Origin of the sequence: Micromonospora coriariae, from assembly GCF_900091455.1 — a bacterium.
GTDB classification, from domain to species: domain Bacteria; phylum Actinomycetota; class Actinomycetes; order Mycobacteriales; family Micromonosporaceae; genus Micromonospora; species Micromonospora coriariae.
Map to the genome: position 1 here is coordinate 6,771,872 of NZ_LT607412.1, position 25,769 is coordinate 6,797,640.

Here is a 25,769-nt window from a genome sequence, read left to right on the forward strand (position 1 = left end):
GCACCGATCAACCTCCGCTACTCTGTGGGCGTCATGGGCACCTCCGCAGGTCAGAGACTTTTACATCGTTCCAGGCGGTGGCGGGCCGGCGGCGTGATCCCGAGGCTGGCGGCGCCCCACCGCCACCTCGACCGCGCCTTAACGGTCAGTTAATTGACTGTGCGCAATCAACCGTCTGTTGTGGTCGGAAATAAGTAAGGACCGTCAGATGAAGACGCTGGAAAATCTCCTCGGCGGCATCCGCCACACCGCTCGACGATTGCGGCAATCCGTTGGGGAATGACCGATTCGCCATCGAATTGCACGACGTCACCAAGCGTTATCCCGGCGGCGTCACCGCTGTCGACGCCCTCGACCTGCGGGTGCCCGAGGGGACGGTCTTCGGCTTCCTCGGCCCGAACGGCGCCGGCAAGACGACCACCATGCGGATGCTGGTGGGGCTCGTCCGGCCGACCTCCGGCCGGATCCGGGTGCTCGGCCAGCCGCCCGGCACCCCGGACCAGCTGGCCCGGGTCGGCGCCCTGATCGAGTCACCGGCCTTCTACCCCCATCTGTCCGGCGTGGACAACCTGCGGTTGGCCGCCCGCTACGCGTCAGTGCCCGACAGCGCCGCCGACCGGGTGCTGGCCGAGGTGGGCCTGACCGGACGCGCACGCTCGGCGTTCCGGACGTACTCGCTGGGCATGAAGCAGCGGCTCGGGGTGGCGGCCGCGCTGCTCAAGGAGCCGAGCCTGCTGATCCTCGACGAACCCACCAACGGGCTCGACCCGGCCGGGGTGTCGGAGATCCGGGAGCTGCTCCGGTCGCTGGGGCAACACGGGCGCACCGTGCTGCTCTCCAGCCACGTGCTCGGTGAGGTGGAGCAGGTCTGCGACCGGATCGCGGTGATCAACCGCGGCCGCCTGGTCGCCGACGGCACCTCGGACGAGCTGCGCGCCGCGCTTGGCGCCGGGGAACTGCTCATCGCCGCCGACCCGGTGGACAAGGCCGCCGCGTGCCTGCGTGACCACCGGAGCGTCCGCGGGGTGGAGACGGTCGACGGCCGGCTACGGGTCAGCGCGGATCCGGCGCTGGCCGCGGAGCTCAACCGGCGACTGGTCGAGGCGGGCATCGACGTACGGGAGCTCCGGCCGGTGCGCCACTCACTGGAAGAGGCGTTCCTGGAGCTGACCGGGCCGGACCGGGCCGGTCGGGAGGAGTCGACGACCATGACGGGGGGCAGCCGGTGATCGCCTCGGTACGTGCGGCCTGGTTCGCGGACCGGAAACGGCCGGCGGTCTGGACCGTCACCCTCACCTGGATCGTGTTGGCGCTCGCCTTCGGCGTCGGTGTCCCGTACCTGGTGCACCTGGCGCTGGCCGGCGATCCGAAGCAGGCGGCATCGGCCGCGTCCCTGCTGGACGCCGTGCTGCCCGGCCAGCTCGTCACCACCGGAATCGGGCTGTTCCCGCTCTTCGGTGGGGCGATCGTGGTGATCCTCGGCGCTCTGGTCGTGGGCAACGAGTACCGCTGGGGCACGCTCAACCTGATCTTCACCCAGCGTCCGCGGCGGGCGCAGGTGCTGGCCGGGCACGCCGTCGCGCTCTGTGCCCTGACCCTGCTGCTCGTCGCGCTCACCTTCGCCGCGCTGGCCGGGGTCACCGCGCTGCTCGCGCTGATCGAGGGACGCGGCCTGCGCTGGCCGGCGACGAGTGACCTGGCGGGGGCCGTCGGGGCCGCCTGGCTGATCTGCGGCGCGCACGCCAGCGTGGGCTACTTCCTCGCGATCGTGTTCCGCAGCACCGCGACGGCGATCGCCGTGGGCCTGGTCTGGACGCTGGTGCTGGAGAACGCGATCAGCGGCCTCGCCCTGGTACTGAGCCCGCTGGAGATGGTCCAGAAGCTTCTGCTCGCCCCCAGCTCCGGCGCGCTGGCGGGCGCGCTGGGAGCCCGATCGCAGTTCGACGGGGGCACGCCAGGGGTGATCGAGTCGAGCGGCGCCGGGCTTCCCGCCGCCGTCCTGGCGGGATACGTGGTGCTGATGTTCGGCCTGGGGATCTGGCTCGCGGTACGCCGGGACGTCAGCTGACCGGAAAGGATGTCGAGATGGACTTCCTCCTCGCCTTCGCGTTGACCGGACTGGTGGCGTGCGGTGGCTGGATCGCGTGGGCCGTGGTGCGCGCCTGGGCCCGGGCACGCGACCGGCGGCACGAGCTGCGCCTCGCTCGGGCCCGGTCGGCGGCCGAGCTGCGCCAGGCGGAGCTGACCGCCCGTATCCGGGAGCAGGAGCTGGCCAACGAGACCTACCAGGACTTCGTCCGGCGCCACCCGGAGAGCTGACCCACGCGGCTTCGGCGCGAGCAGGGCGTGTGGGGTGCAGCGGAGGCCCTGCGGTGCGTACAGTTCCGGGTCGGACTTGGGGCGGGCCGGCTGGATCCGGCGCAGGGAACGGGACGAGACAGAGACGCATGACGGTGGACAACGGTACGGAAATCGGTCAACCCGGGATTGACCGGAGCCAGCTGGAGACCTGTCTCAGCGTCTTCGAGGCGTTGGAAGCTCTGCCGTCCGATCATCCCGACGTGGTGCGGGTGCAGCGCGCCACCGCGAAGCTCTACAAGGTGATCAAGCAGCGGCGACGCGAGGAGCGGCGCGACGCCATCGTGGCGGCCGACCGCGCGGTGACGGCGGCCACCGCCACGGGCGCCCCCGGCCGGATCGACGACGAGACGCAGGGCATCCCGCTCGCCTCTCCCACCGCGGGTGCCACGGCCGGCGTCCTGCACAATCCGCGCGGCTGCTACGTCTGCAAACAGCGCTACCGCGAGGTGGACGCGTTCTACCACCAGCTCTGCCCGTCCTGTGCGGCGCTCAACCGGCAGCGCCGGGACGCCCGCACCGACCTGACCGGCCGGCGCGCGCTGCTCACCGGCGGCCGGGCGAAGATCGGCATGTACATCGCGCTGCGGCTGCTGCGTGACGGCGCGCACACCACGGTGACCACGCGCTTTCCGCACGACGCGGTCCGCAGGTTCGCCGCAATGCCGGACAGCGCGGACTGGCTGCACCGGCTGCGGATCGTCGGGATCGACCTGCGCGACCCGGCTCAGGTGATCGCCCTCGCCGACTCGGTCGCCGCACAGGGACCACTTGACATCCTGATCAACAACGCGGCGCAGACCGTACGGCGCTCGCCCGGGGCGTACTCGCAACTCGTCGCGGCGGAGGCCGCCGCCCTGCCGGAGGGCCCGCTGCCGGAGCTGATCACCTTCGCCAAGTCGGGCGGCCAGAGCACCCCAAGCCTGACCGCCGGCCCACAGTCGACGGCGCTCACCCCGCACGCGCTGACCGCGCTGGCGCTGACCAGCGGCTCGGCCTCGCCGGAACGGATCGCGGCGTCCACCGCCATCGACGCCGGCGGTCTGGTGCCGGACCTCGACTCGGTGAACAGCTGGGTCCAGCGGGTGCAGGAGGTGGACCCGGTCGAGCTGCTGGAAGTGCAGCTGTGCAACGTGACCGCGCCGTTCGTGCTGGTCAGTCGGCTGCGCCCGGCGATGGCCGCCGCGAAGGCCCGCCGCAAGTACGTGGTGAACGTGTCGGCGATGGAGGGCCAGTTCGGTCGCGGCTACAAGGGGCCGGGGCACCCGCACACCAACATGGCCAAGGCCGCGCTGAACATGCTGACCCGCACCAGCGCCCAGGAGATGTTGACCGACGGCATCCTGATGACAAGCGTCGACACCGGCTGGATCACCGACGAGCGGCCGCACCCGACGAAGATGCGACTGGCGGACGAGGGCTTCCACGCCCCGCTGGACCTGGTCGACGGTGCGGCACGGGTGTACGACCCGATCGTCCGCGGCGAGCAGGGCGAGGACCTGTACGGCTGCTTCCTGAAGGACTACGCCCCCTGCGCCTGGTGACCGCCACGGCGCTTCCCCGAACCCACGACCAGCGGGTTTGCGACAATCAGCAGGTACGTCCACTCGACGAGGAGAAGGTACGCATGCCATCTGACCAGGACTCGTGGCCCACGCTGGACGAGCTGCGGCGCGAGGAGAGCGAGCTGGAGCTTGCGGGCCTGTCGGAGACGGACGCGTACGAGCTGGGGACGCTCGCCGTCGCCGCCGCGAGTGAGCAGCGGCTCCCGATTGCAGTGGGTGTATGGCGTTCCGGGCGCCAGCTGTTCCACTGCGGCCTGCCCGGCTCCACGGCGGACAACGACGTGTGGCTGCGCCGCAAGGGGCGCGTGGTGACGCGGTTCGAGCACTCGTCGCTGTACGTGGCCCGGCTCTGCCAGGACAAGCAGGTGACGCTGGCGGAGAAGTACGGCCTGCCGGCCTCCCGCTACGCGGCCGCCGGGGGCGCGGTGCCACTGCGGGTTCGCGGCACCGGCGTGGTCGGCTGGATGGGCGTGTCAGGCCTTCCGCAGCTGGACGACCACCGCTTCGTGGTCGACATCCTGCGCAAGATCCAGCAGTAGTCGCACGCGCGGCCGGCGACCGGTCAGCGTGCCCGCCGGTTGGCCCGCAGGGCGCCCAGGATCACCCGGGGTGCGGTCAGCGCGAGCGGGTGCTTGCGCATGGAAACGACCTCGTTGAACCGTCGCGCGGTCGCCACGTCCGTGACGGTCGCCCGGACGATCTGGTCGCTGGCCCAGCTGGAGAACCGGTAGCCACGCGGGTAGGGGCCGTCGACGTGCGGCAACGCCAGGTCGGCGGAGGTCGACGTCGACCAGGCGGCGTCGACCACGACCTTCTGCAGGGCGAGATACCGGCGCGCGGGGGCGCTCAGATCCGGGCCGGACCGCAGGTACGTCGACAGGCAGGCCGCGTGCAGAGCCGCCGCGGTCATCCCCTGCCCGTACACCGGGTTGAACGACGCGACGGCGTCACCGACGCTGACCAGGCCCGCCGGGAAACGCTTCATCGCGTGGAAGTCCCGCCGGCGGCTGTCGGAATGGTGGTAGGTCTGGACATCGCCCAGCATCTCGTTTCCGGCGACCTCGCCGAACTCCGACGGGAACTGCTCCCGCAACCGACGGACGAAGTCCTCCGCCGTACGCCCCGGGCGGCTGTCCCCGTAACCGGCCATCATGGCCATCCAGCGGCCGCCCTCGATCGCGAAGAACGCGGCGCCGACCACGTCCAGCGACATCTTCGGCGTGTGCAGTGCCAGCACGACCGCCGAAGCCGGGTCCGCGTCGGGACGTCGGAACAGGGCGGTCGCGTAGTTCAGGCGCACGGTCATCCGCCGTGTGGCGGGTCGGTCCCAGCCGGCCTGCTCCAGCCAGTCGGAGAGCCTGCTCGAACGCCCCATGGCGTCCACCACGAGGTCGCCGCTCTCGACCCCGGGGACCCCGCCGACCTCGCAGCGGACACCGCTCGCCACTGCATCGTCGAACACCAGAGCGGTGGCGCGGGCGGTGACCGTCTTGACGTTCGGCAGTCGCAGCACCTGCTGGCGGATCAGCCCCTCCAGGAGAGGCCGACTGCCCGCCAGGCTGTCGGCGTCGTCGGGGACGATCACCTTGAGACGGCCGTCGAGGTAGTTCCGCCTCGCCGCGGGCGGTGCCTCGACCGCTCCCTGCGCCAGGGCCTGTTCGCGGAATCCCGGGAAGAGGCGCTCGAAATGGAGGAGGCCGCCGGGCAGCAGCGCGTGCAGTTGCGTCCCCTGCGGCACGCCGGGCCGCCCGCCCGTCACCTCCAGGTCGTCCCGGTCGATGATGACGACGCTCTCCGCGTAGTCGGACAACACCCGGGCTGCCAGCAGCTCGGCGATGCTGCCGCCGAGCACGACGGCCTTGCCCATGACCGGGGACGCCTGGTCGGGGGGCAGCACGGCATTGAGCGCGGCGAAGACCCGAGCCGGGGAGAGGGGCATGGTGCTCTCCAAGGGGTACGAGGTGCGGCGCCCTCCCCCGGGTCTGTCAGCGACAGTGCGGACAGGCTGGCGGGAACTGGCGCTTCGACATGACGCCCGACGATCGTTGCACAGGCGTCGGACGTTGCCGGGACAGGTTCGTCACGCGGTGTCTGTCGTGAATCAGCTCTTCGTCGCGGCCTGGCCCACCGCTACGGCGCTTCGGACTCCATCCGGGTGCAGCCGCTGGCCGCGCTCTCGCTGAGCGCGATGACGGCGTCGAGCCGGTCTCGGGCCTGCATGAGTTGGGTGATCTGCCGGTCGATGCGTCCGCGTTCGGTGTTGAGCATGGCGCGGGACTGCGGGGTGTTGACCTTCGCGTCGACGCAGGGCAGCAGGTTCAAGATCGTCCTGCTGGACAGGCCGGCGGCGTACAGCATCTGGATCAGGTCGACCCGGTCGACGGCGCTGTCGGGGTAGTGGCGCTGTCCACCGCTGCTGCGCGCCCCGATCAGCAGCTCCTGCTCCTCGTAGTAGCGCAGCGCTCGCACCGACACGCCGGTCCTGGCGGCGAGTTCACCGATCCGCACGTCCCACCCCCGGGTTGTGAGGCCAGCCACACGGCTTGCCCCTCACGTCTACGTCAGGTTTTAGCGTAGCCCGCGTACCGCTCGTTCTTGCACCTGCCAGGAGGCAATCATGCGGATCTCGGATTCGATCGCGCTGGTCACCGGCGCCAACCGTGGCATCGGCCGGCACTTCGCCCAGCAACTGCTGGAGCGCGGCGCGGCGAAGGTGTACGCCACGGCTCGCAATCCCGAACAGATCGACATGCCCGGCGTCGAGAAGCTCCGCCTGGACATCACCGACCCGCAGTCGGTCGAGGAGGCGGTGCGGGCCGCGTCCGACGTCACCCTGCTGATCAACAATGCGGGGATCTCGACCTCGACCAATCTGGTCACCGGTGATCTGAGCAAGATCCGGTCGGAGATGGACACCCACTTCTACGGCACGCTCGCCATGGTGCGGGGGTTCGCGCCGGTGCTCGGACGTAACGGCGGCGGGGGCATCCTCAACGTCCTGTCCGCGTTGTCGTGGTTCGCCTACGACGGGGCCAACGCCTACGGCGCGGCGAAGGCCGCCGAGTGGAGCCTGACCAACGGGATCCGGCTCGAACTGGCCGGCCAGGGCACACTGGTGACCGGCCTGCACCTGGGCACCGCCGATACCGACATGACGGCCGACTACGACGGCGACAAGATGGATCCGGCCGACGTCGTTCGCGCCGCCCTCGACGGCATCGAGGCGGGCAAGCTCGAGGTGATCGCCGACGAGTGGAGCGCCCACGTCAAGGCGTCCCTCGCCGGCGACCCGAGCGCCTTCTACACCGCCACCGTCGGCTGACGGCAGCGGCGCAGCGCCGCTGAACGCCGAACGTCTCGTTCGGCGCTCAGCGGTGGCGGCGGATGCGTTCCCAGGTGGTCGGCGGTTCCATCGCGGCGCCGGTCCGCAGCGTCGTGACGACCGGCTTGCCGACGCCGGCGGTGGCCGTGAGCTGGCCGTGCTCGGCGCCGGCGGCGATCCGCGACGACACCGCGGGGATCTGCGCGGCGAGCCGTACCCGCAGGCCCGGCCAGCCGACCACCTCGACCTTCTCGGCGGCGTTGATGGTGCTGCCGGCACCCAACGGGCCACGCACGGTGGCGACCTGCTCGCCGGCCTCGACGAGCGTGTGGACAGCGAGCGCGGCCGCTGTCGAGCGCAGCAACGACCGGGTCACCGCGAACACCCGGTCCAGCTGGACCGGGGTGTTGGCGCCGGGTTGGCCCAGGACGGCACCGACGATGCGGAGCTTCCGGCCGCCCACGGTGAGCACCGCCGCGAAGACGAGACAACCGCCGGCCTCGTCGGTGGAGCCGGTCTTGATCCCCACCACGCCGTTGCGACCGACCAGCTCGTTGTAGTTCCGCACAGTGCCGGCCACCGGGATGGTCGCCTGCTTCTGCTTGACGATCTCGGCGAACGTCGGCAACGCCATCGCCCTGCTCGCCAGGATCACCTGGTCCCGCGCCGTGCTCACCGTGTCGGGGTCGAGGCCGGACGGGTCGGTGTAGTGGGTGTCGGACATGCCGAGGTCGTCCGCCACCGCGTTCATCTTGTCGACGAAGGCGGCGACGCTGCCCGAGTCCCAGGCCGCGAGGATGCGCGCCATGTTGTTCGCCGAGGGCAGGAGCACGGCCTGCAACGCCTGCCGTTCGGTGATCACCTCCCCGGCCCGCACCTCCACGAGCGACTCGCCGCGTGCCTTCTCGGCCGGATAAGCGGCCGCCTGCGCGGCGCTGACGGTCAGCTTCGGGCCCTGCTCGCCGGCGGCGAGAGGGTGCTCGGTGAGGATGACGTAGGCCGTCATCACCTTCGTCACGCTCGCGATCGGCAGCGGCTTAGACCCGCCGAAGGCGCCGAGCGTCCCGAGCCCGTCCACTGAGATCATCGCCTGACCGGAACGCGGCCAGGGCAGTCGCGGCGCCGTACCGGGGATGGCCATCGACGCCGGCAGGGTCAGCTCGACCGTCGGGGCGGGCAGCGGGTCGCGCAGCGGCGCGACGGCGTACAACCCGCCGCCGAGGAGCAGCAGCAGGACCAGCAGGCCGCCCAGCGCCCACGGCAGGCGACGCCGGTCGCGCCGGGCCGGCGGCGCCGGGAGCAGCCGGCCGAGATCCTCGGTCGGCGATTCCGCCAAACCACCCATCGTGTGACCTCCCCCGTGATCGAACTCCGGAGGTTAACAGTCCTGGTCGGCGCGTCGCTGGCCGTGCTCCGCCCCGGTGGTCACCGGTCCGTCGCGGCCGCCGATGCCACCGGCTCCTCAGCGCGTGGCGTCGCCCGGGCGACCCGGTCCGGTCGCGGAGCGCCGGTGACCGACGCGTGGGGCGCGTACCACCGGCGAGTTGCCCGCTCCCGGGCGGAAACTCCGCGCGGCGCTCGCCACCGTCTCGTCCGGATCACGGCCGAGAGCCTGCCGGATCCGCGACGGGATGATCTCGGACTTCGCCATCGCCAGTCGAACCTGCACCGAGCGGTCGTCGACGAGGCGTTCCAGATCCGCCTCCTCCAGCTCGACCGCCCGAACGAGCGCGGCACGGACGTCGACCACCGGGTCCTGGGCGAGCACGCTGCGCTGCACGGCGGTGGTCCGCGGGTTGCGGGCGACCCCCTTGCGTACGCGCGCGGTGCGGTCGGCCATCAGGGCGGTGATCACGTCGGGGTCGTGGGTGTGGGTGGCGAGTCGTTCCCGTACCTCGGGTGAGACGTCGTCGATCAGCCTGGCGGCCAGTTCGGGTTCGAGCCCCCGCGTCTCCGCGAGGAGACCGCGAAGCTCCTTGTCGGGCGCCGCCGCCATCACCTGGCGAACCGACTCGTCGCAGGCCGGGTTGCCGGCGACCGCCCAGCGGACCCACCGGTCGGCGTCCTTGACGAGACGCAGGAGATTGCCGACCGAGGTCGAGGTGTTTCTCGCCACGGCCTCCCGGACCTGACGATCAGCGTCCCGGGTCAGCGATCGCAGCGCCTGCGCGGGTGCGTCGGGCCGGGACGCGACCGCCTTGCGAACCACCGCCGACGGGTCGGACGCCAGATCGATGAGGGTCATCTGTGGCGTGGCGGGGTCCTGCGCGAGGGCGAGCTGCGCGTCCGCGCTGCCACTGGTCACAGGGTGGTTGGTGGTGCCTGAACCGTTCTGACGGTCGGGCCCGCCGACGTCCTGCTGCTTACCCATGGGCGCAATCATGTCACGGGCCGACCGGGGCAGCGCGAGCGTGACCAGCCCGTTCCCGGTCTGAGACGGCGCCTTGACTCACCCATCGGTAAGTCGTAGCTTACCGTTCGTGGCTACTTACCGAGCTGGTGCTGGCTGGGACGCGCTGGGAGACCCCACCAGGCGCGCAATCGTCGCGTGCCTGGCCGAGCGGCCCCGGGCCGTCGGCGAGCTCGCCGACGAGTTGCCGATCAGCCGGCCGGCGGTGTCCCAGCATCTGAAGGTGCTGAAGGACGCCGGGCTGGTCACCGACCGCGCGGCGGGCGCGCGCCGGGTCTATCGGCTCAATCCGGCCGGCGTGGCCGCGCTGCGAGATCAGCTTGAGACGTTCTGGAACCGGGCACTGGACAGCTATCAGGACGTCGTCGAAGAACCGACCGAGGAGGACCAATGACCCAGGCAGCCGCCGTGGTGATCCGACAGATCGTCGTCGAGGCGTCGATCGCGCGAGCCTTCACCGTGTTCACCGAGCGGTTCGGTGACTTCAAGCCGCCCGAACACAACCTGCTCGGCGCACCGATCGCCGAGACCGTGTTCGAACCGAAGGTTGGCGGGCACATCTACGACCGGGCCGTCGACGGCAGCGAGTGCCGCTGGGCGCGGGTGCTCGCCTACGAACCGCCGAACCGGGTCGTGTTCAGCTGGGACATCAGTCCGCAATGGCAGGTCGAGACCGAGCCGGACAACACCAGCGAGGTCGAGGTCCGGTTCGTCGCCGAGACCCCGCAACGCACCCGGGTCGAACTGGAGCACCGCCACATCGACCGGCACGGCCCCGGATGGCAGTCCGTCAGCGACGGCGTCTCCCACGACGAAGGGTGGCCGCTGTACCTCTCCCGATACGCCGCGCTGATCGCGCAGGAGAGCTGAGTGCGCCAAACAGGCCGCGATCCCGGCGCCGCACCGGGCAGTCGGGTCCGTACCGCCCATCCGGTGCTCGAGTTCGCATTCGCGTAGCCGGCAGCGGCAGCGAACGCGGCGGGATGACTTGCGTGTGGCCGGGAACCCGGTGCGGTGACGCCAGGCGGCGCCCGGCGGCGGTCATCGCCGCCGGGCAACGCCCGCGGTTGGCAGGCATCGGCAACCTGAGGAGGTGTGGGTGACCGCGACATCACGGCGGCCGACGCCCGCGGATCCGTGGCCGGACATGTCGGCGGGGCACCCGGTGTCCAGCGGCGCCTCTCGGGACCTGCCTCCGGAGCTGGGGCCCGACGCGGTCGGTGTGCTGGAGGGCCGTACGTTCATGTTCTCCGACGCCGCGGGGAACGTGCCGAGGGGCTCGATCGGCGGTCTCGTCCACGACGACACCCGGTTCCTCAACCAGTGGGAGCTGACCATTGACGACGCCCCGCTGATGGTGCTCTCCTCCGGGACGGTGGACGCCTACTCGGCGGCGTTCTTCCTGGCGAATGCCGACCTGCCCCACCTGCCCGCGAATCGGGTCGGCGTGCGGCGGCAGCGCTTCGTCGGCGACGGCCTCTACGAGCGGGTCGAACTGCGCTACTTCGGCATCGAGCCGACGTCCGTCCGGCTGCGCCTGGCGGTCGGTACCGACTTCGCCGACCTGTTCGAGATCAAGGAGACCGGCCGCGACCGCGCCCCGGACATCACCCGCGTGGACGGACGGGACGGCTCGGCGCTCGGGTTCCACTACCGCAACGGCAGCTACGCCGCCTCGGTGAGCGTCGAGGCCGACCCGCCGCCCGATCTGGTCGACGGCGACGCCCTGGTGTGGAACCTGCGCCTCGAGCGGGGACAGCAGTGGAGCTGCGAGTTGCGTGTGCCGCTGTGGTGCGGCGGGGAAGATCGCCGGCCGGTGGTGCGCGGGTTCGGCGAGACGTTCGATCATGGGCCGGAGGACCCGTCGACGCGATGGGCGGCGGAGAAGCCGCATCTGGACGCGGAGACCGATCTCCTGCGCGACGTCTACCACAGGTCCGCTCTCGATCTGGTGTCCATGCGGCTTGAGAAGACCATCGCGGGCGAGTCGGTCGTCCTCTTCTCCGCGGGTCTGCCGTGGTTTCTGACCACCTTCGGCCGGGACACGCTGATCACCGCGTACCAGACCATGACCTGCGGCTCGGAGGTTGCCCGGGGAGCACTCATCGTGCTGGCCCGGCATCAGGCCACAGTGTTCGACGACTTCACCGACCAGGAGCCGGGCAAGATCTTGCACGAGTACCGCTCGGGCGAGCTCAGCCAGCTGGGCATCAAGCCCTACCGTCCCTACTACGGTGCCGCCGACACCACGGCACTCTGGCTGATCCTCCTGTCCGAATACTGGCGGTGGACCCGGGACGCCGAGCTGGTGTGCCGGCTGCGCGAGAACGCCGAGGCCGCGCTGCGCTGGATCGACCGTCACGGTGATCGCGACGGCGACGGCTACGTGGAGTACGCCACCCGCTCCACCCAGGGCCTCGGTAACCAGTGCTGGCGGGACTCCCCGGACGGCGTGCAGTACGCCGACGGGACGATTCCCGTCCTGCCGATCGCCACCTGTGAGACACAGGGCTACACCTACGACGCGAAACTGCGCATGGCGGAACTGGCTGACGGGCCGTGGCACGACCCCGCGATGGCCCACCGCCTGCGCGCCGAGGCCGCGGGACTGCGCGAGAGGTTCAACCGGGACTTCTGGATCCCCGAACGGGGTGGCTACTACGCCATCGGCCTGGACGGCGACAAACGCCCCATCGACTCGATGACCTCGAACATGGGTCACCTGCTGTGGAGCGGCATCGTCCCCGAGGATCGGGCCGGACAGCTCGCGCGACACCTCATGTCTCCGGAGATGTTCTCCGGATGGGGCGTACGCACCCTGTCGACCCTCGACGTCGGCTACAACCCGATCGGCTACCACGTCGGCACGGTGTGGCCGCACGACAACTCCATCATCGCCGCCGGCCTGGCCCGTTACGGCTACCGGGAGGAAGCGAACCGGATAGCGATGGCCATGCTGGAGGCCTCCCGGCACTCCGATCACCGGCTGCCCGAGGCGCTCTCCGGCTACGACCGGTCCTTCGGTCGTCAGCCCGTGCCGTACCCCACAGCCTGCAACCCGCAGGCCTGGGCCAGCGGGGCGCCCCTGCTGTTTCTGCGCACGATGCTCGGCCTCGAGCCGGGCGAGGACGGGCTCCTCGCCGACGCCCACGTTCCCGACGAACTTGGACGGATCGACCTGCACGCGGTGGCGGTGGCCGGCCGACATTGGAGTGTCGGCGCCACCGGTTCCGACTGGCGCGTCTGGCCCGCCGACTAGGTGCGTGTGTCGTCCCGGCATACCGGTAGCCATGACCGGTACCGGGTAGAAGAGCGACATGAGCAGTCCCCGCGCGGTGGTGATCGGCCAACTCGCCCGCGATCTCGTCCTCGAGATCGACCACTGGCCGGAGGTCGGCCACGCGGCCGACGTCCGGGGGCGGCGCGAGATGCTGGGCGGCAAAGGCGCCAACCAGGCGGTGGCGCTCGCCCAGCTCGGCGTGACGGTGGCGCTGCTCGCCGTGGCGGGCGACGACGACATCGGCGACAACCTGCTCGCGCAGGCCACCCGGGACGGGGTGGACGTCACACAGGTGGCGCGCCGGCCGCACACCTCCACGGGGCTGATCGTGGAGGCGCTCGACGGGGCCGGGCGGTGGCGGTACCTGCAACACCTGCCCAGCGAGGTACTACTCACCGCGGCCGACGTCGAAGCCTCCGCCGAGCTGTTACGCGCCGCGGACGCCGTACTCGTGCAGTTGCAGCAACCGCCCGCGGTGGCCCTCGCCGCCGCGCGCCTGGCCCACGACGCCGGTCGGCTGGTGGTGCTGGACGGTGCGCCGGCCAACGACAGCGACGGCCCGGCGTTGCTCGCCGCGGCCGACGTCGTCCGTGCCGACGCCCACGAAACACGCTTGTGGACCGAGGCGCCGACCGACGAGGTCGACCGCCTGCTGGCCGCGGCCGGCGACATCCTGGCGGCCGGTCCGCGGCTGCTCGCCTTCGGCGTGGACGCCGGGAACCTCTTCGTCTGGCGCGATCAGCAGTGGGGCGACGGGCACCTGCTCGTCCCCCTGTCCGATCAGAAGGTGGTGGACACCACCGGCGCCGGCGACGCCCTCGTCGCCGCGCTGACCGCGGCGCTCCTGCGCGGCGACCCGCCCCCGGTCGCCGCCCGGTACGCCGTCGCCGCGGCCGGGGCGGCCGTCGGACATCCCGGCGGTAGGCCGAACCTGACGGCGGACGCGCTTCGGGTCGCCCGTGTATCCCTACTCGGCGGGGCTTGATCCTGGTGCCGCGCGGACGTGCGCGCGTTCGCCCTGTCTGCCGACGAGGCTGAGGAACTCGACGGGACCGGCGCTGGTGGACCCGAACCAGTGTGGCGTTCGGGTGTCGAACTCCGCGGCTTCCCCGGGCTTGAGGATGAGATTGTGCTCGCCGAGGACCAGGCGCAGTGTGCCGTTGAGGACGTAGACCCAGTCGTAACCCTCGTGGGTGCGCAGGTCGGGTTCGCGGTCGTCGGCACCGGTCGGGAGGACGAACTTGTAGGCCTGGATGCCTCCGGGCCTGCGGGTCAGGGGCAGGATGGTCGCCCCGTCGCCGCCGGCGATGGGGCGCAGGTTGATCCGGGGATCGCCGGTTGGTGGCGCGTCGACGAGCTCGTCGAGGGTGACGCCGTGGACCCGGGCGAGCGGGAGCAGCTGTTCGAGCGTGGGGCGTCGCAGGCCCGCCTCGAGCCTGGACAGTGTGCTGGCGGAGATGCCGGTTTCCTCGGCGAGGTCGGTGAGGGTGAGGTCGCGGCGGAGCCGCAGGTGCTTCAGCCTCGGTCCGACAGCGTCGAGCGTGCGGTCCAGGTGGGTGCCCATACCCCCATTTTGCCATTTGGCAAGAAGTTTTGCTTATCACGGGGTTGCCAGCCACAGTCGTCAGCGACACGCGAGGACTGTGAAGGGGTGGCTCGATGACACACGGATTCGACAAGGACTACTGGGATCGGCACTGGCACCAGGCGCACCGCGACGAACCCGCAGCGACGGCCGGGAGCGCCCCGCAGCCGTACCTCGCCCGCGAGACCGGCAGCCTGGTCCCGGGCACGGCGCTGGATGCCGGGTGCGGCACCGGCGCCGGCGCGATGTGGCTCGCCTCGCACGGTTGGCACGTGACCGCAGTCGACATCGCCCCCGAAGCCCTCGCCCGCGCCGCCGAGCACGCGGCGAACGGCCAGGTGTCCGAGCGCGTGCGGTGGGTTGAAGCGGACCTGACCGTCTGGGACCCGGGCATGCGGTTCGATCTGGTCACGACGCACTACGCGCACCCGGCGATGCCGCAACTGGCCTTCTACGACCGCCTCTCGGCATGGGTGGCGCCCGGCGGCACAGTGCTGATCGTCGGGCACCTGCACGACCCGGGAGCCACCGGGCACGGGCACCACCCTCCCGCCGAGGCATCGGTCACCCTCGCGGACATCACCGCGCGGCTGGAGAGCACGGCGTGGGACATCACCACCGCCGAAGAGCACGTCCGCGCGCTCACCGGCCCCGGCGGCCACGGGGGGCCGCTGCACGACGTCGTCGTGCGCGCCACACGACGCCCCTGATCAACATGCCTGACTCGGGGTGGGCGCCGTCCTGGCGCCATCTCGGCGAGCAGGCAACATGCCGTATTCCGGTGGCTTATGGTGAAAAGCCGGCGCGGCCCCTGTCGTCCGAGGCGGCGCGACGCGGGCGTCCAGATCAGGACCGTAGACCTTTCACGTTGTTCAGCCGAAGGACGGACCGATGACCGAGAGAACGTCACGGTGCCGCGTGCCGACGGCTCGGAACCGCTGTCCGGCCGTTCAGGCCCGGTCGCACCGCTGAGATGGACTGGGCCGGATGGGGTTTGTTCGGGCTGGTCGCCACCGCGGTGCTCACCGCGGCGATGATCGCTGCCCAACTGGCCGGCCTCACCCGCATCGACTTTCCCCTGGTTCTCGGGACCTTCGTCACCGAGGATCCCGACCGGGCTCGCGTCGTCGGGTTCTTCATGCACCTCTGCGCCGGTCAGGGCTTCGCCCTCGGCTACGCGGCCACGTTCGCCCTGCTGCACCGCGCCACCTGGTGGGTCGGGGCGCTGCTCGGGACCATCCACGTCGGGATTGCGCTGACGGTGCTCCTGCCGCTACTTCCGGGCGTACACCCGCGCATGGCCTCCCAGCGGGCGGGCCTGACCAGCACGGCCGTGCTGGAGCCGCCCGGCCTGTTCGCCGTCAACTACGGCATCCAGACTCCCGCGGTCGTGACCACCGTCCACGTCCTCTACGGGGTGGTCCTCGGGCTGCTCCTACAGGCCGACTGACCCGCGCCGCACGACCCGGCAGGCGGCGATCTCCGTGACCGGCGGGTACGACCCCAGCTGTCCCCGGGACCCGGCGCCGATCAGCGACTACGGGCTGCTGGGTGACACGCGCACGGCCGCCCTCGTCGCCGGTGACGGCGGAATCGACTGGCTCTGTGTGCCTCGCTTCGACGGTGAGCCCCTGTTCGGCAGGCTGATCGGGGGCGCCGACGCGGGAACCTTCCGGGTCGGCCCGGCCCGGCCCGCCACGATCGTCGAACGGCGTTACCGGCAGTACACCGCCACCCTGGAGACGACGTGGGTGGTGGGCGGCAGCCGGCTCACCCTCACCGAGGCCATGGTGACCGAGGTCAGCGGCCGCCTGCTGCCCGCGACACTGATGGTGCGGCGTCTGTCGACCGATGACGTGGCGGTCGACGCCGTAGTCGAGTTCGACCCCCGCTTCGGCGTACGGCACCGCCGGCCCCGGATCCAGCGCCGGCGCGAGGCCCTGGTGTGTGAGTGGGGGTCGCTCGCGGTCTCCCTGGGCAGCATGCCCGAGCTGACCATCGAACCAGGTCGGCCTACCCTGATCAGGGTCACGCCGGGCCGTCCGATCACATTCGTGCTGGCCGTGGCCCATCGGGAACCGCTGATCCACGTCGAGCCGGCATCGGCCTGGGACCTGCTGCGCGAGGACGAGGACCGCTGGCGGTCCTGGACAGCCGAGATCGACGGGTCACTGCCGTTCCGGGAACACGTCGTACGAAGCCTGTTGACCCTGCGGCTGCTGACGTACTCGCCCTCGCGAGCCCCGGTGGCCGCACCCACCACGTCCCTGCCCGAGGATCCTGGTGGGGTACGGAACTGGGATTACCGCTATGTCTGGCCCCGTGACGCCAGCATCGGCGTCAGTGCCTTCCTCAGCGTGGGCAAGCCCGACGAGGCCCACGGTTTCCTCGCGTGGCTGCTGCACGCCAGCCGGTTGCAGCGGCCACGCCTGCCGGCGGTACTCACCCTGCACGGACGCCACGTACCAGCGGAACGGGACCTGACCGGCTGGCCCGGCTACCTCGGTAGCGTCCCGGTGCGGATCGGCAACGGCGCCGCCGGGCAACACCAGCTCGACGGTTACGGCTGGGTGATCGACGCCGCGTGGGCGTTCGCGCAGGCCGGGCAGAGCCTGTCCAGCGAGACGTGGCGGGCGGTGCGCGGCTTCGCCGACGTGGTGGCCCGTTGCTGGCAGGAGCCCGACGCCGGCATCTGGGAGGTCCGGAAACCCGCCCAACACGTCCATTCCAAGCTCATGGGCTGGCTCGCGCTGGACCGCGCGCTGCGCATCGCCGACACGCACGCCCTGTCAGACCGCCAACGTCGACGCTGGCAGAAGGCGCGAGATGCCGTCGCCGCCGGGGTCCGGACATCCGGCTTCGACCCCACGGCGGGCAGCTACATGCGCAGATACGGCTCGGAGGACGTCGACGCGGCCCTGCTCGTTCTGCCGCTGCTGGACATGGACAACGCCGAGTCACCCCGCGTGCGGGGCACCATCGACTTCATTCGGGACAGCCTCTCCGCCGGCGGCCCGCTGCTTTACCGCTATCCGCCGGGATCTGACGGTTTCCCCGGCACCGAAGGCGCGTTCCTGCCCTGCTCGTTCTGGCTCGTTCAGGCCCTCGCCCGCACCGGACGTCGGATCGAGGCGGTCGAGCTGTTCGAGACCATGCTGGACTACGCCAGCCCACTCGGCCTCTACCCCGAAGAGCTTGACCCCGCGACGGGCGCCCACCTCGGCAACTACCCCCAGACACTGACCCATGCCGCGCTCGTCCAAGCCGCGCTGGCCATCCGCGACGCCCCGGTGAGCTAGGTTTCGCGGCCCGGGCTGGACAGGCGATTTGAAGGTTTCGCCTCGCTCAACCGGTAGACACCTGGTCTAAGTCTCAACCGGTGGTTCAACGATACCGTTCAAGGCATGACTGCTGGCATCACCGACGCCGTCCACACCGTCAACGCTCCTACCGTCATGGGATTGCTCCCGGCCAGACCACGGCTGCTTGCCCTCGGTGAGCCGACCCACGGCGCGGACGTTCTGCTCGAGCTGCGAAACGACCTCTTCCGGCAACTCGCCGAGCGCGACGGCTACCGGACGATCGCCATCGAGAGCGACTGCGTGCTGGGCCTGATCGTGGACGACTACGTCACCTCGGGCACGGGCACGCTCGACGAGGTCATGGAGCGCGGCTTCAGCCACGAGTGGGGGGCCTTCGCGGGCAACCGGGAGTTGGTGCGCTGGATGCGCGCGTACAACGACGGCCGGCCCCTGGCAGAGCAGCTGCGCTTCGCCGGATTCGACGGCCCGCTGGAGATCACCGCCGCCGCGAGCCCCCGGCAGACCCTCACCGCACTCCACGCGTACCTCGCCACCTGGGTCGACGCCGACCTTCTTCCCTGCACCGCGGAGTCACTCGACCGCCTGCTCGGCGCCGACGACCGGTGGACCAACCCCGCCGCGATGAGGGACCCGTCCCGGTCCGTGGGCCAGACGCACGATGCCGAACAGCTGCGCCTGCTCGCCGACGAGCTCGTAGCGCTGCTCGACGCGCAGACGCCCCAACTGATCGCGGCGTCCACACGGGAGGACTGGCACCGGGCACGCCTGTACGGGCGCACCGCCATCGGCCTGCTGCGCTACCACTTCGCGATGGCCGACACGTCACCCAGCCGCATGGCACGGCTGCTCGGCGTACGGGATTCGATGATGGCCGCCAACCTGCTCGCCATCGCCGAGCGGGTCCCGGCACTGGTGAACGCCCACAACGGCCACCTGCAGCGGGACAGGAGCAGGATGCGGATGGGCGACCTGCCGGTGGAATGGTGGAGCGCCGGCGCGATCGTCAACGCCCACCTGGGCCAGGGGTACGCCTTCCTCGCCACAGCCCTCGGCACGCTCCGCCGTCACGGCGTGAACTCCCCGCCTCCGGACACCGTCGAGGGACTGCTGTACGCGCTCCCGGAGAACCGTTACGTCGTCGACGCCCGCCGACTGGCCACCGCCCTCGCCAACGTGACGCCCGCTTCCCGGGTGTCCCAGTGGTTCGGTTACTCCCCGCTCGACCCGGCCCACGTGGCCAACACCGACGGGATCATCTTCGTCAAGGACGCTTGACGGAGCCCGCCTCCCCAGCGTTCGGCAACGAGTGACCAGTAGCGGTTCGGTAGCGGTTCGGGAAGCTATCGGCTGTCGCCAGCTGCACGTGCGCAGAGGGCGGGACCGGCACTACCACCTTGGTCGCGGGTTCTACCGTGCAAGTGTGGCCGAACAGCGCGAAGGCTTCATCGGGGACCGCAAGCGGTTCGCTCGGGACGTGCTGGTGAACGTGCTGGCGAACCTGGTGGCGGCCGCAATCATCTACATGCTCGCGGCTCTGGTGGGCCTGCTACCGCGTAACGCCGCGGCGTTCACGGTCGCCGGCTCCGTGCTGGCCATCACCCTCTACCTACTGTGGCACCTCTCGCACTCCAACCGTCGCCTTGGCTCCTTGCGTGGATCTCTTTTCGCGGTTGCCTGGGTGGCGGCGGCTGCGACCGGGATTGCCGCGTTCCTGGTCATGACCACGCCGTTGGGGGACGGCGTCTCAGCAGGCTGGCGCCCGGTGATCGAGTGGCTGTTCTACTTGGCGGCCGCGGTTGTTGCGGGTGTGGGGTTCACCTACTCGATCGTGTTCCTGATTGAAGCCCGGGACTGGTTCAGCCGCCAGCGGACGCGACGACAATCTGGTACGGGTGGACGGCATGCCGAACGAGGATCTGACGTGGGCCTCTAGTCCGAAACGCCGGTGACCGGCGGGCAGGCTGGCCCTCGGACAGTTCGCGTCGTGTCCAGGTTGTCGGACACGCGCGCTAGCATCGCCGCGATCGCCAGCGGGTGGGAGGACGCCATGGTCCAGGACGCAACGTTTGTCGACAGGGATCTGCGGGGTGCGCGGTTCACCAGGTCGACACTGGCCGGCGCGGTGATGCGCGGCGTCGACGTACGGGAGCTCGACATCGACGCGCCGTGGTTGGCCGACGGTGCACTCCTGGTCAACGGTGTCGACGTCGCGCCGCTCGTCGAGGCGGAACTCAACCGGCGGTTCCCCGGACGCGAGCTGAGGCAGGCCACCGACACGGCCAGCCTTCGCGCGGCGTGGGCGGCGACCGAGCGGGCCTGGGCGGCCGCGGTCGACCGGGTCATGTCCATGCCCGAGGGTGCCGCCGACGTCTCGGTCAACGGCGAGTGGTCGTTCGCGCAGACGTTGCGCCATCTCGCGTTCGCCACCGACGCGTGGCTGGGCAAGGCGATCCTGCGTCTGCCGCAGCCCTTTCACCCGCTGGGCCAGCCGCACGTCGAGTACGAGACCGACGGCTTCGACATGTCGGTGTTTTCGACGGAGCAGCCGACGTTCGCCGAGCTCCTCGAGGTGCGTGCCGAGCGGCAGGCCAGCGTGCGGGACTTCCTCACGACCGTCACGCCGGAGCTGCTCGCCGAACCTCGGCCCACCGCGTGGTCGGCCGAGCACCAGGAGCCGGTCCTGCACTGCCTTCACGTGATCTTCGACGAGGAGTGGGAGCACCTCCGCTTCGCGCTGCGTGACCTCGACGCGCAGGAGCAGGACCGGGTGTCCACGTAGGGACATGATCGGTGCCTCTGTCGAGGGGCAGCTAGCGCTCCGCTGGGCCGTCCAACCGGACGCAGCAGGCTCCGGGACGCGGCGCGAGGCGGGGCAGCAGGTCGGTCCGTCCCGCGCCGTCGACCATGCCGGCGAGGAACGCGTGGTTGAGCCCGCACACCAGGGCGGTCTGCCGGGTGGCGAGGGCGTGGAACGGGCAGTTGCGCAGCAGCACGTGGTCGCTGAGCGTCTCGGGTTCGAAGCCGAGTCCGGCGAGCACGGGGATGAGGTCCTCGTTGGCGTCGCGTACCCGTACGCCGATGTCCCGGCCGCGCTGGCGGGCATGCCGCCGTGCCGCCTCGGGGGCGTCGTGCGGGTCGTCGGCGACCGCGTCGGCGAGGATCTCGGCGATGAGCTCGTAGCGCCGCTCGGGGACGGTGATCGCCACGCCGTCGCCGGCCGCCTCGTAGACCTTCGGCGTCCGGCCGCGGCCCCGGGGCTGGTCGGTCGGCGTCTGGTAGTGGGCCCGCAGCAGACCGGACTCGACGAGCTTGTCGAGGTGGAACGCGGTGAGGTTGCGGGACATGCCGTGCGCCTCGGCCGCCTCCTCCCGGGTAACGGGGTGATCGGCCCGGCACACGTAGTCGTAGAGCGCACGTCGGGACCGGTCGACGAGTGCGGCCATCGCGCTCCAGCGCTCCCCGGTGCTCACAACCCCGAGATTATCACCAGCGAAGGCTATTGAAATTCCTGCCGCGCTGGGGCAGCATGATCGATATCACCAATGAGCGTTGGTGAAAATCATCTGGGGGTTTCCGTGCGACCCATGGATCAGGCCAGACACCCGGTGACCAGCCTGGCCGGCCGCTACGGCCACCCGATTCATCCCGCGCTGGTGGCGGTGCCAATCGGCGCCTGGGTGGGCAGCTTCGCCTTCGATCTCGCCAGCCGGTTCGTGTCCGAGCCGCAGGGCCTGACCGACGGCGCACGGTGGCTCATCGGCCTCGGCGTCATCGGCGCACTCACCGCCGCGCTCGCCGGCTTCCTGGACCTGTTCGCCATCCCCACCGGCACCCCCGCATTCCGCAAGGCACTCGCGCACATGGCGATCAACCTCGCGGTCACCGGCGCGTACGCGGCCAACTTCGCCCTTCGGGGTGCCGACCCGCCGGGCCCGGTGGCAGTGGGACCGCTGGCGCTCTCGGCCATCAGCCTCGCCGGGCTGACCGTCGCCGGTTATCTCGGTGGCGAACTGGTCTACCGGTACGGCGTGCGCGTCGCCGACGAGACCACCCAGGCGCAGGGCTACAACAGCACAGACAAGGAGAACTCCTGATGGGCATCGCCGCACTCGTCACCTGGCTGATCACCGCCGTCGGTGGCTTCGTCATGCTCGGCACCTGGATCACGCACGGCGGCCACCGGCCGGGAAGCGGCAGCCGCCTGGCGCCGGGCCTGGTGTTCGGCCATTTCGCCCTGGCGGCGATCGGGCTGGTGCTGTGGATCGTCTACCTGGTGGTCGACAACGACGTCCTGGCGTGGGTCGCGTTCGTGATGCTCCTGCCGGTGGCGCTGATCGGGTTCACCATGCTGGCCCGCTGGATTCCCGCCCGCCGCTCCGGGACCGCCGAGTCCCGGTTCCCCGTACCTGTGGTGCTCGGCCACGGCCTGTTCGCCGCCGCCACGCTGGTCCTGACCGCGCTCGCGGCCCTCGGCGTGGGAGGTCGCTGAGGTGAGTGTCACCGCCCTCCGGGTGCAGCATGAGCGTCCCCGCCGCGACCCGGCCGCCGCCGAACGGGCGGCGGCGGAGTTCCTGACCGCGCTCGGCGTCGACCTGTCCGCCAATGGGCTCGCCGACACCCCGGGCCGGATGGCCCGCGCCTACGCCGAGCTGCTCACTCCGCGCGAGTTCCAGCCGACCACCTTCGACAACGACGAAGGCTACGACGAGCTGGTGCTGGCCCGGGCCATCCCGATCCGGTCGGTCTGCGAACACCACCTGCTGCCGTTCGTCGGCGTCGCGCACGTCGGTTACCTGCCCGGCGAACGCATCCTGGGACTGTCCAAACTGGCCCGGGTCGTCGAACTGTTCGCCCACGGCCCGCAGGTCCAGGAACGCCTCACCAAACAGATCGCCGACTGGCTGATCAGCCAACTGCGCCCACGCGGGGTCGGCGTGGTCATCGAAGCCGAACACCTGTGCATGACGTTGCGCGGCGTCCAGGCCGTGGGCAGCAGCACCATCACCTCCACCCTGCTCGGCACCCTGCGCGACGACCACCGCTCGCGCGCCGAGTTCTTCACCCTGGCCGGGGTCGGCCCCCGCTGATCGACGCACCTCGAAAGGAGCTGGACCGATGTCGAAGACCGGCACGTTCGTGATCGTGGGAGGCGGGCTCGCCGGCGCGCGGGCCGCGCAGACGCTGCGGGAGGAGGGCTTCGACGGCGGGCTCGTCGTGATCGGCGACGAGCCCGAGCGACCGTACGAGCGGCCACCACTGTCCAAGGGCCTGCTGACCGGCGCAGCCGAACCCGACAGCGTGTACGTGCACGACGCACTGTGGTACGCGGAGCACGACGTCGACCTGCGCACCGCCGTGCGCGCCGTCGCCGTCGATCGCGCCGACGGGGAGGTCCAGCTCGCCGACGGCCAGCGGATCCGCTACGACAAGCTGCTGCTCGCCACCGGCTCCAGACCCCGCGACCTCGCGGCACCCGGCGTCGACCTGGACGGGGTGCTGCGGCTGCGCACCCTCGCCGACAGCCGTCGAATCGCCGCGACGCTTGTCGACGGCGCACACATCGTGATCATCGGAGCGGGGTGGATCGGCCTGGAGGTCGCCGCCGCCGCCCGGCAGCGCGGTGCCACCGTCGACATCGTCGAAACCGCCGCGCTGCCGTTGCGCCGCGTGCTGGGTGACGAGATCGCCCAGGTTTTCGCCAACCTGCACCGGGACCACGGCGTCACCATCCACTTCGGCGCCGAGGTTCGCGAGATCCGCGGCACCGATCGGGTCTCGTCGGTCCTGCTCGCCGACGGAACCGAGGTGCCCGCCGACGCCATGGTGGTCGCCGTGGGCGTACAGCCGAACACCGAGCTGGCGACGGCGGCGGGCCTCACCGTCGAGAACGGAATCGTCGTCGACGCGTCCCTGCGCACCGCCGACCCGGAGATCTACGCCGCCGGTGACGTCGCCAACGCCTACCATCCCGTGCTGCGCCGGCGCCTGCGCGTCGAGCACTGGGCCAACGCACTCCACGGCGGTGCCGCGGTGGCTCGCGCCATGCTGGGACAGCCTGTCAGCTACGACGACCTGCCCTACTTCTACACAGACCAGTACGACCTGGGAATGGAGTACGTCGGACACGCCCCGCCCGAGGCGTTCGACCGGGTCGTCGTCCGGGGCGACGTCGCCAAGCGCGAGTTCATCGCCTTCTGGACCACCGGCGGGCGGGTGCTCGCCGGCATGAACGTCAACGTGTGGGACGTCGTTCCGTCGATCCGGCGGCTCGTCGCGGCGGCCCAGCCGGTCGACCTCGAAAGACTGGCCGACCCGGCCGTGCCGCTCGACGAGCTGCTTCCGCCGCCGGCGGCTCAGATCGGGTAGCCGGCGTCACGCCTCGTCGGGGCCGGCCGCCACCCACCGGTGCCGGCCGGTTCCGACGTGACTAGTTGGTGCCCTGGTCGTGCGGGACGGTGACGGTCACGGTGCAGCCAACCGGGCGTCCGATCTCGTCGTGGCCGGCATACGTGAGGTGGTACACCCGCTCCCCCGCGTTCCCGGCTCGTTCGGCCCGAAGGCTGCCACGCGTGTCCGGTGTGCCGATGGCGAAGCCGCTGACGTCCGCGGCGTCGCCGCCGGTCACGCCGGTCAGGGTGAACGCGTTCGGACCGAGCACCCCGTCGTGCAGGTCCACTGTGACGTTGACGTCGACCAGCTCGTGGTTCGGCGGCCACAGGACCGGTCGGTCCGCCACACAATCGAGCTGCCGTACCGGTAGCGGGTTCGCCAGGGTGGCGGTGGCGTGTCCGATGGTCGCGGTGAGCCGGCCGCCGGCTTCGTAGTACATGTGCGCGGTCTGCCCGTCGAAGTAGAACGTCGGCGCGGCCGAGCGGCCGAGGTCGGGCGCGGCGGACATCGAGTCGTGCACGATGCCGAGGTGGATCTCCTGGTCGAAGTCCTGCCCGACGTCCACCGCGTGCATGTTGCCGTCGGCGGCGTGGTAGATCACCAGGTTGCGGTCGTTCCAGCGCAGGAAGAACGGTCCGGAGGCGTTCGGGCCCTCGATGCCCTGGGGGGTCACGATGGGTTCGGGTTGCATGGTCCAGGTCCGCGCATCGTTGGAGACCGCCCAGCGGATCCGCCGGGACACGGGCCCGGTCGGTCCGGGCAGTGCCGCGGTCGGGTTGTCCATGAAGAGCATCAGGTACCGGGTGCCCAGGCGGGGCACGGACTGCTCGAACACCCGGGCATAGGAGGTCTCGCCACCGGTCGTGTCATTCCGGCTGACCGCGGTGCCGCCGTAGCTGAAGTGGATGCCGTCGTCGGAGGTCGCGTACCGGGTGATGGAGTTCTCGCCGTGGAAGTAGAGGAAGAGCTTGCCCTCGTCCTCGATCCACACGGCGTGCGGCGAGGAGATGTGGCTGACCGTCGCGTAGTGCGGCAGCCAGGTGTTGCTGATCAGGGGGTTGGCGGCGTATTCGGTCCACGGACCGTTGATCGAGTCGGCGTACGCGAGGGCGATCCCGCCGGGACGCTCGTGCGGCGCGTAGTACAGGTAGTAGGTGCCGAGCGGGTTGGGGAAGTAGTCGGCGGCCCGGATGACGCTCGGGAAGATGAACTCGTTCGTCGGGTTGTAGGCGAGCGCGCCCTTGTCGAACGCCGTGCCCTGGTAGGTGAACTGCGGGAAGTCGAGCTCGGGTGCGGCGGCTGCTGGCCGCGCGCCGGCCATGGCGGCGACGAGCAGGCCGGCACTGGCGGCCGCCAGGACAGCGCGTCGGGACGGGGCGGATGGTCTCGTCATGCGGCTTCCTCTTTGGTCGGTCGGATCGGCGGCACGAGCGGCGGGCAGTAACGCTCAGTAAGGAGGCAGGGGGCATCGATCGGCGGGCGCCCCTGGCACCGCCGTGCTAATACGTATTAGCATCTATGTTTCTCGAATGTTGC

Annotated in this window: 27 protein-coding genes; 20 read left to right on the forward strand and 7 right to left on the reverse strand. The window is 70.8% G+C overall.

The window, feature by feature from the left end; all coding sequences use genetic code 11:
- Window positions 1-272: 272 nt before the first annotated feature.
- The 5 genes from GA0070607_RS31430 (at window position 273) to GA0070607_RS31450 (ending at window position 4,462) form a co-directional block, all read left to right on the forward strand.
- Window positions 273-1,229, forward strand: coding sequence for an ABC transporter ATP-binding protein (locus GA0070607_RS31430; protein WP_089021437.1), 957 nt, complete (start codon window positions 273-275; stop codon window positions 1,227-1,229).
- A complete protein-coding gene (locus tag GA0070607_RS31435; protein WP_089021438.1) occupies window positions 1,226-2,068 on the forward strand; it encodes an ABC transporter permease in 843 nt (280 codons plus the stop codon). The genes GA0070607_RS31430 and GA0070607_RS31435 overlap by 4 nt, the downstream gene beginning before the upstream one ends.
- A gap of 17 nt (window positions 2,069-2,085) precedes the next feature.
- The gene (locus GA0070607_RS31440; RefSeq protein ID WP_089021439.1) at window positions 2,086-2,319 is read left to right on the forward strand and encodes a hypothetical protein; all 234 of its coding nucleotides are present in this window, start codon (window positions 2,086-2,088) and stop codon (window positions 2,317-2,319) included.
- 128 nt (window positions 2,320-2,447) lie between these two features.
- A complete protein-coding gene (locus GA0070607_RS31445) occupies window positions 2,448-3,902 on the forward strand; it encodes an SDR family NAD(P)-dependent oxidoreductase (RefSeq protein WP_089021440.1) in 1,455 nt (484 codons plus the stop codon).
- An 83-nt stretch (window positions 3,903-3,985) separates the two neighbouring features.
- A complete protein-coding gene (locus GA0070607_RS31450; protein WP_089022235.1) occupies window positions 3,986-4,462 on the forward strand; it encodes a heme-degrading domain-containing protein in 477 nt (158 codons plus the stop codon).
- Window positions 4,463-4,485: 23 nt separating this feature from the next.
- Here the strand turns inward: GA0070607_RS31450 and GA0070607_RS31455 are convergent, their stop codons facing one another.
- A complete protein-coding gene (locus GA0070607_RS31455) occupies window positions 4,486-5,862 on the reverse strand; it encodes an FAD-dependent oxidoreductase (protein WP_089021441.1) in 1,377 nt (458 codons plus the stop codon).
- 191 nt (window positions 5,863-6,053) lie between these two features.
- Window positions 6,054-6,431, reverse strand: coding sequence for a MerR family transcriptional regulator (locus GA0070607_RS31460; protein WP_089021442.1), 378 nt, complete (start codon window positions 6,429-6,431; stop codon window positions 6,054-6,056).
- Between the two features lie 109 nt (window positions 6,432-6,540).
- On the opposite strand from GA0070607_RS31460, the gene GA0070607_RS31465 reads away from it, so the two are divergent.
- Window positions 6,541-7,245 carry an SDR family oxidoreductase gene (locus GA0070607_RS31465; RefSeq protein ID WP_089021443.1) on the forward strand — a complete coding sequence of 235 codons (705 nt, stop codon included), beginning with the start codon at window positions 6,541-6,543 and terminating at the stop codon, window positions 7,243-7,245.
- Window positions 7,246-7,291: 46 nt separating this feature from the next.
- Here the strand turns inward: GA0070607_RS31465 and GA0070607_RS31470 are convergent, their stop codons facing one another.
- Both GA0070607_RS31470 and GA0070607_RS31475 read right to left on the reverse strand, forming a co-directional pair.
- A complete protein-coding gene (locus tag GA0070607_RS31470) occupies window positions 7,292-8,590 on the reverse strand; it encodes a D-alanyl-D-alanine carboxypeptidase family protein (RefSeq protein ID WP_089021444.1) in 1,299 nt (432 codons plus the stop codon).
- 117 nt (window positions 8,591-8,707) lie between these two features.
- Window positions 8,708-9,616 (reverse strand): hypothetical protein, encoded by a 909-nt coding sequence (locus GA0070607_RS31475; RefSeq protein ID WP_157743330.1) that lies wholly within the window; start codon window positions 9,614-9,616, stop codon window positions 8,708-8,710.
- Window positions 9,617-9,725: 109 nt separating this feature from the next.
- Between GA0070607_RS31475 and GA0070607_RS31480 the strand changes: the two genes are divergently transcribed.
- The 4 genes from GA0070607_RS31480 (at window position 9,726) to GA0070607_RS31495 (ending at window position 13,920) form a co-directional block, all read left to right on the forward strand.
- Window positions 9,726-10,049 carry an ArsR/SmtB family transcription factor gene (locus GA0070607_RS31480; protein WP_197701200.1) on the forward strand — a complete coding sequence of 108 codons (324 nt, stop codon included), beginning with the start codon at window positions 9,726-9,728 and terminating at the stop codon, window positions 10,047-10,049.
- On the forward strand, window positions 10,046-10,525 hold the full coding sequence (locus GA0070607_RS31485; protein WP_089021446.1) for an SRPBCC family protein: 480 nt from the start codon (window positions 10,046-10,048) through the stop codon (window positions 10,523-10,525). Before GA0070607_RS31480 ends, GA0070607_RS31485 begins: the two co-directional genes overlap by 4 nt.
- A 229-nt stretch (window positions 10,526-10,754) precedes the next feature.
- Window positions 10,755-12,914, forward strand: a complete 2,160-nt coding sequence (locus GA0070607_RS31490) for an amylo-alpha-1,6-glucosidase (protein ID WP_231930615.1) — start codon at window positions 10,755-10,757, stop codon at window positions 12,912-12,914.
- A gap of 58 nt (window positions 12,915-12,972) precedes the next feature.
- Window positions 12,973-13,920: a PfkB family carbohydrate kinase gene (locus tag GA0070607_RS31495; RefSeq protein ID WP_089021448.1), complete on the forward strand. Its 948-nt coding sequence runs from the start codon at window positions 12,973-12,975 to the stop codon at window positions 13,918-13,920.
- Here the strand turns inward: GA0070607_RS31495 and GA0070607_RS31500 are convergent.
- A complete protein-coding gene (locus GA0070607_RS31500) occupies window positions 13,903-14,499 on the reverse strand; it encodes a helix-turn-helix domain-containing protein (protein ID WP_089021449.1) in 597 nt (198 codons plus the stop codon). The genes GA0070607_RS31495 and GA0070607_RS31500 overlap by 18 nt on opposite strands.
- Before the next feature lie 95 nt (window positions 14,500-14,594).
- Here GA0070607_RS31500 and GA0070607_RS31505 point away from each other — a divergent pair, with 95 nt between their 5' ends.
- The 6 genes from GA0070607_RS31505 (at window position 14,595) to GA0070607_RS31530 (ending at window position 20,622) form a co-directional block, all read left to right on the forward strand.
- The gene (locus GA0070607_RS31505; RefSeq protein ID WP_089021450.1) at window positions 14,595-15,230 is read left to right on the forward strand and encodes a class I SAM-dependent methyltransferase; all 636 of its coding nucleotides are present in this window, start codon (window positions 14,595-14,597) and stop codon (window positions 15,228-15,230) included.
- Between the two features lie 263 nt (window positions 15,231-15,493).
- Entirely contained in the window at window positions 15,494-15,970 is a 477-nt protein-coding gene (locus GA0070607_RS31510) for a hypothetical protein (protein ID WP_089021451.1), read from the forward strand.
- A 34-nt stretch (window positions 15,971-16,004) separates the two neighbouring features.
- Window positions 16,005-17,819, forward strand: a complete 1,815-nt coding sequence (locus tag GA0070607_RS31515) for a glycoside hydrolase family 15 protein (protein WP_197701201.1) — start codon at window positions 16,005-16,007, stop codon at window positions 17,817-17,819.
- 105 nt (window positions 17,820-17,924) lie between these two features.
- Window positions 17,925-19,118 carry an erythromycin esterase family protein gene (locus GA0070607_RS31520; RefSeq protein WP_089021453.1) on the forward strand — a complete coding sequence of 398 codons (1,194 nt, stop codon included), beginning with the start codon at window positions 17,925-17,927 and terminating at the stop codon, window positions 19,116-19,118.
- 145 nt (window positions 19,119-19,263) lie between these two features.
- Entirely contained in the window at window positions 19,264-19,776 is a 513-nt protein-coding gene (locus GA0070607_RS31525) for a hypothetical protein (protein WP_089021454.1), read from the forward strand.
- 114 nt (window positions 19,777-19,890) lie between these two features.
- Window positions 19,891-20,622: a DinB family protein gene (locus GA0070607_RS31530; protein WP_089021455.1), complete on the forward strand. Its 732-nt coding sequence runs from the start codon at window positions 19,891-19,893 to the stop codon at window positions 20,620-20,622.
- 31 nt (window positions 20,623-20,653) lie between these two features.
- On the opposite strand, the gene GA0070607_RS31535 is transcribed toward GA0070607_RS31530, so the two are convergent.
- Complete coding sequence (locus tag GA0070607_RS31535; protein WP_231930618.1) at window positions 20,654-21,313, reverse strand: helix-turn-helix transcriptional regulator; 660 nt, start codon at window positions 21,311-21,313, stop codon at window positions 20,654-20,656.
- Window positions 21,314-21,427: 114 nt separating this feature from the next.
- On the opposite strand from GA0070607_RS31535, the gene GA0070607_RS31540 reads away from it, so the two are divergent.
- Genes GA0070607_RS31540 through GA0070607_RS31555 form a run of 4 tightly spaced genes read left to right on the forward strand, consistent with a single transcriptional unit; the run spans window position 21,428 to window position 24,209 of the window.
- The gene (locus GA0070607_RS31540) at window positions 21,428-21,937 is read left to right on the forward strand and encodes a DUF2231 domain-containing protein (protein WP_089021456.1); all 510 of its coding nucleotides are present in this window, start codon (window positions 21,428-21,430) and stop codon (window positions 21,935-21,937) included.
- Complete coding sequence (locus GA0070607_RS31545) at window positions 21,937-22,332, forward strand: hypothetical protein (RefSeq protein WP_089021457.1); 396 nt, start codon at window positions 21,937-21,939, stop codon at window positions 22,330-22,332. The genes GA0070607_RS31540 and GA0070607_RS31545 overlap by 1 nt, the downstream gene beginning before the upstream one ends.
- A 1-nt stretch (window position 22,333) precedes the next feature.
- The gene (gene folE, locus GA0070607_RS31550; RefSeq protein ID WP_089021458.1) at window positions 22,334-22,930 is read left to right on the forward strand and encodes a GTP cyclohydrolase I FolE; all 597 of its coding nucleotides are present in this window, start codon (window positions 22,334-22,336) and stop codon (window positions 22,928-22,930) included.
- A 28-nt stretch (window positions 22,931-22,958) separates the two neighbouring features.
- Window positions 22,959-24,209 carry an NAD(P)/FAD-dependent oxidoreductase gene (locus tag GA0070607_RS31555; protein ID WP_089021459.1) on the forward strand — a complete coding sequence of 417 codons (1,251 nt, stop codon included), beginning with the start codon at window positions 22,959-22,961 and terminating at the stop codon, window positions 24,207-24,209.
- 61 nt (window positions 24,210-24,270) lie between these two features.
- Here GA0070607_RS31555 and GA0070607_RS31560 read toward each other — a convergent pair whose 3' ends face one another.
- Entirely contained in the window at window positions 24,271-25,626 is a 1,356-nt protein-coding gene (locus GA0070607_RS31560; RefSeq protein WP_197701202.1) for a glycoside hydrolase family protein, read from the reverse strand.
- Window positions 25,627-25,769: the final 143 nt, after the last annotated feature.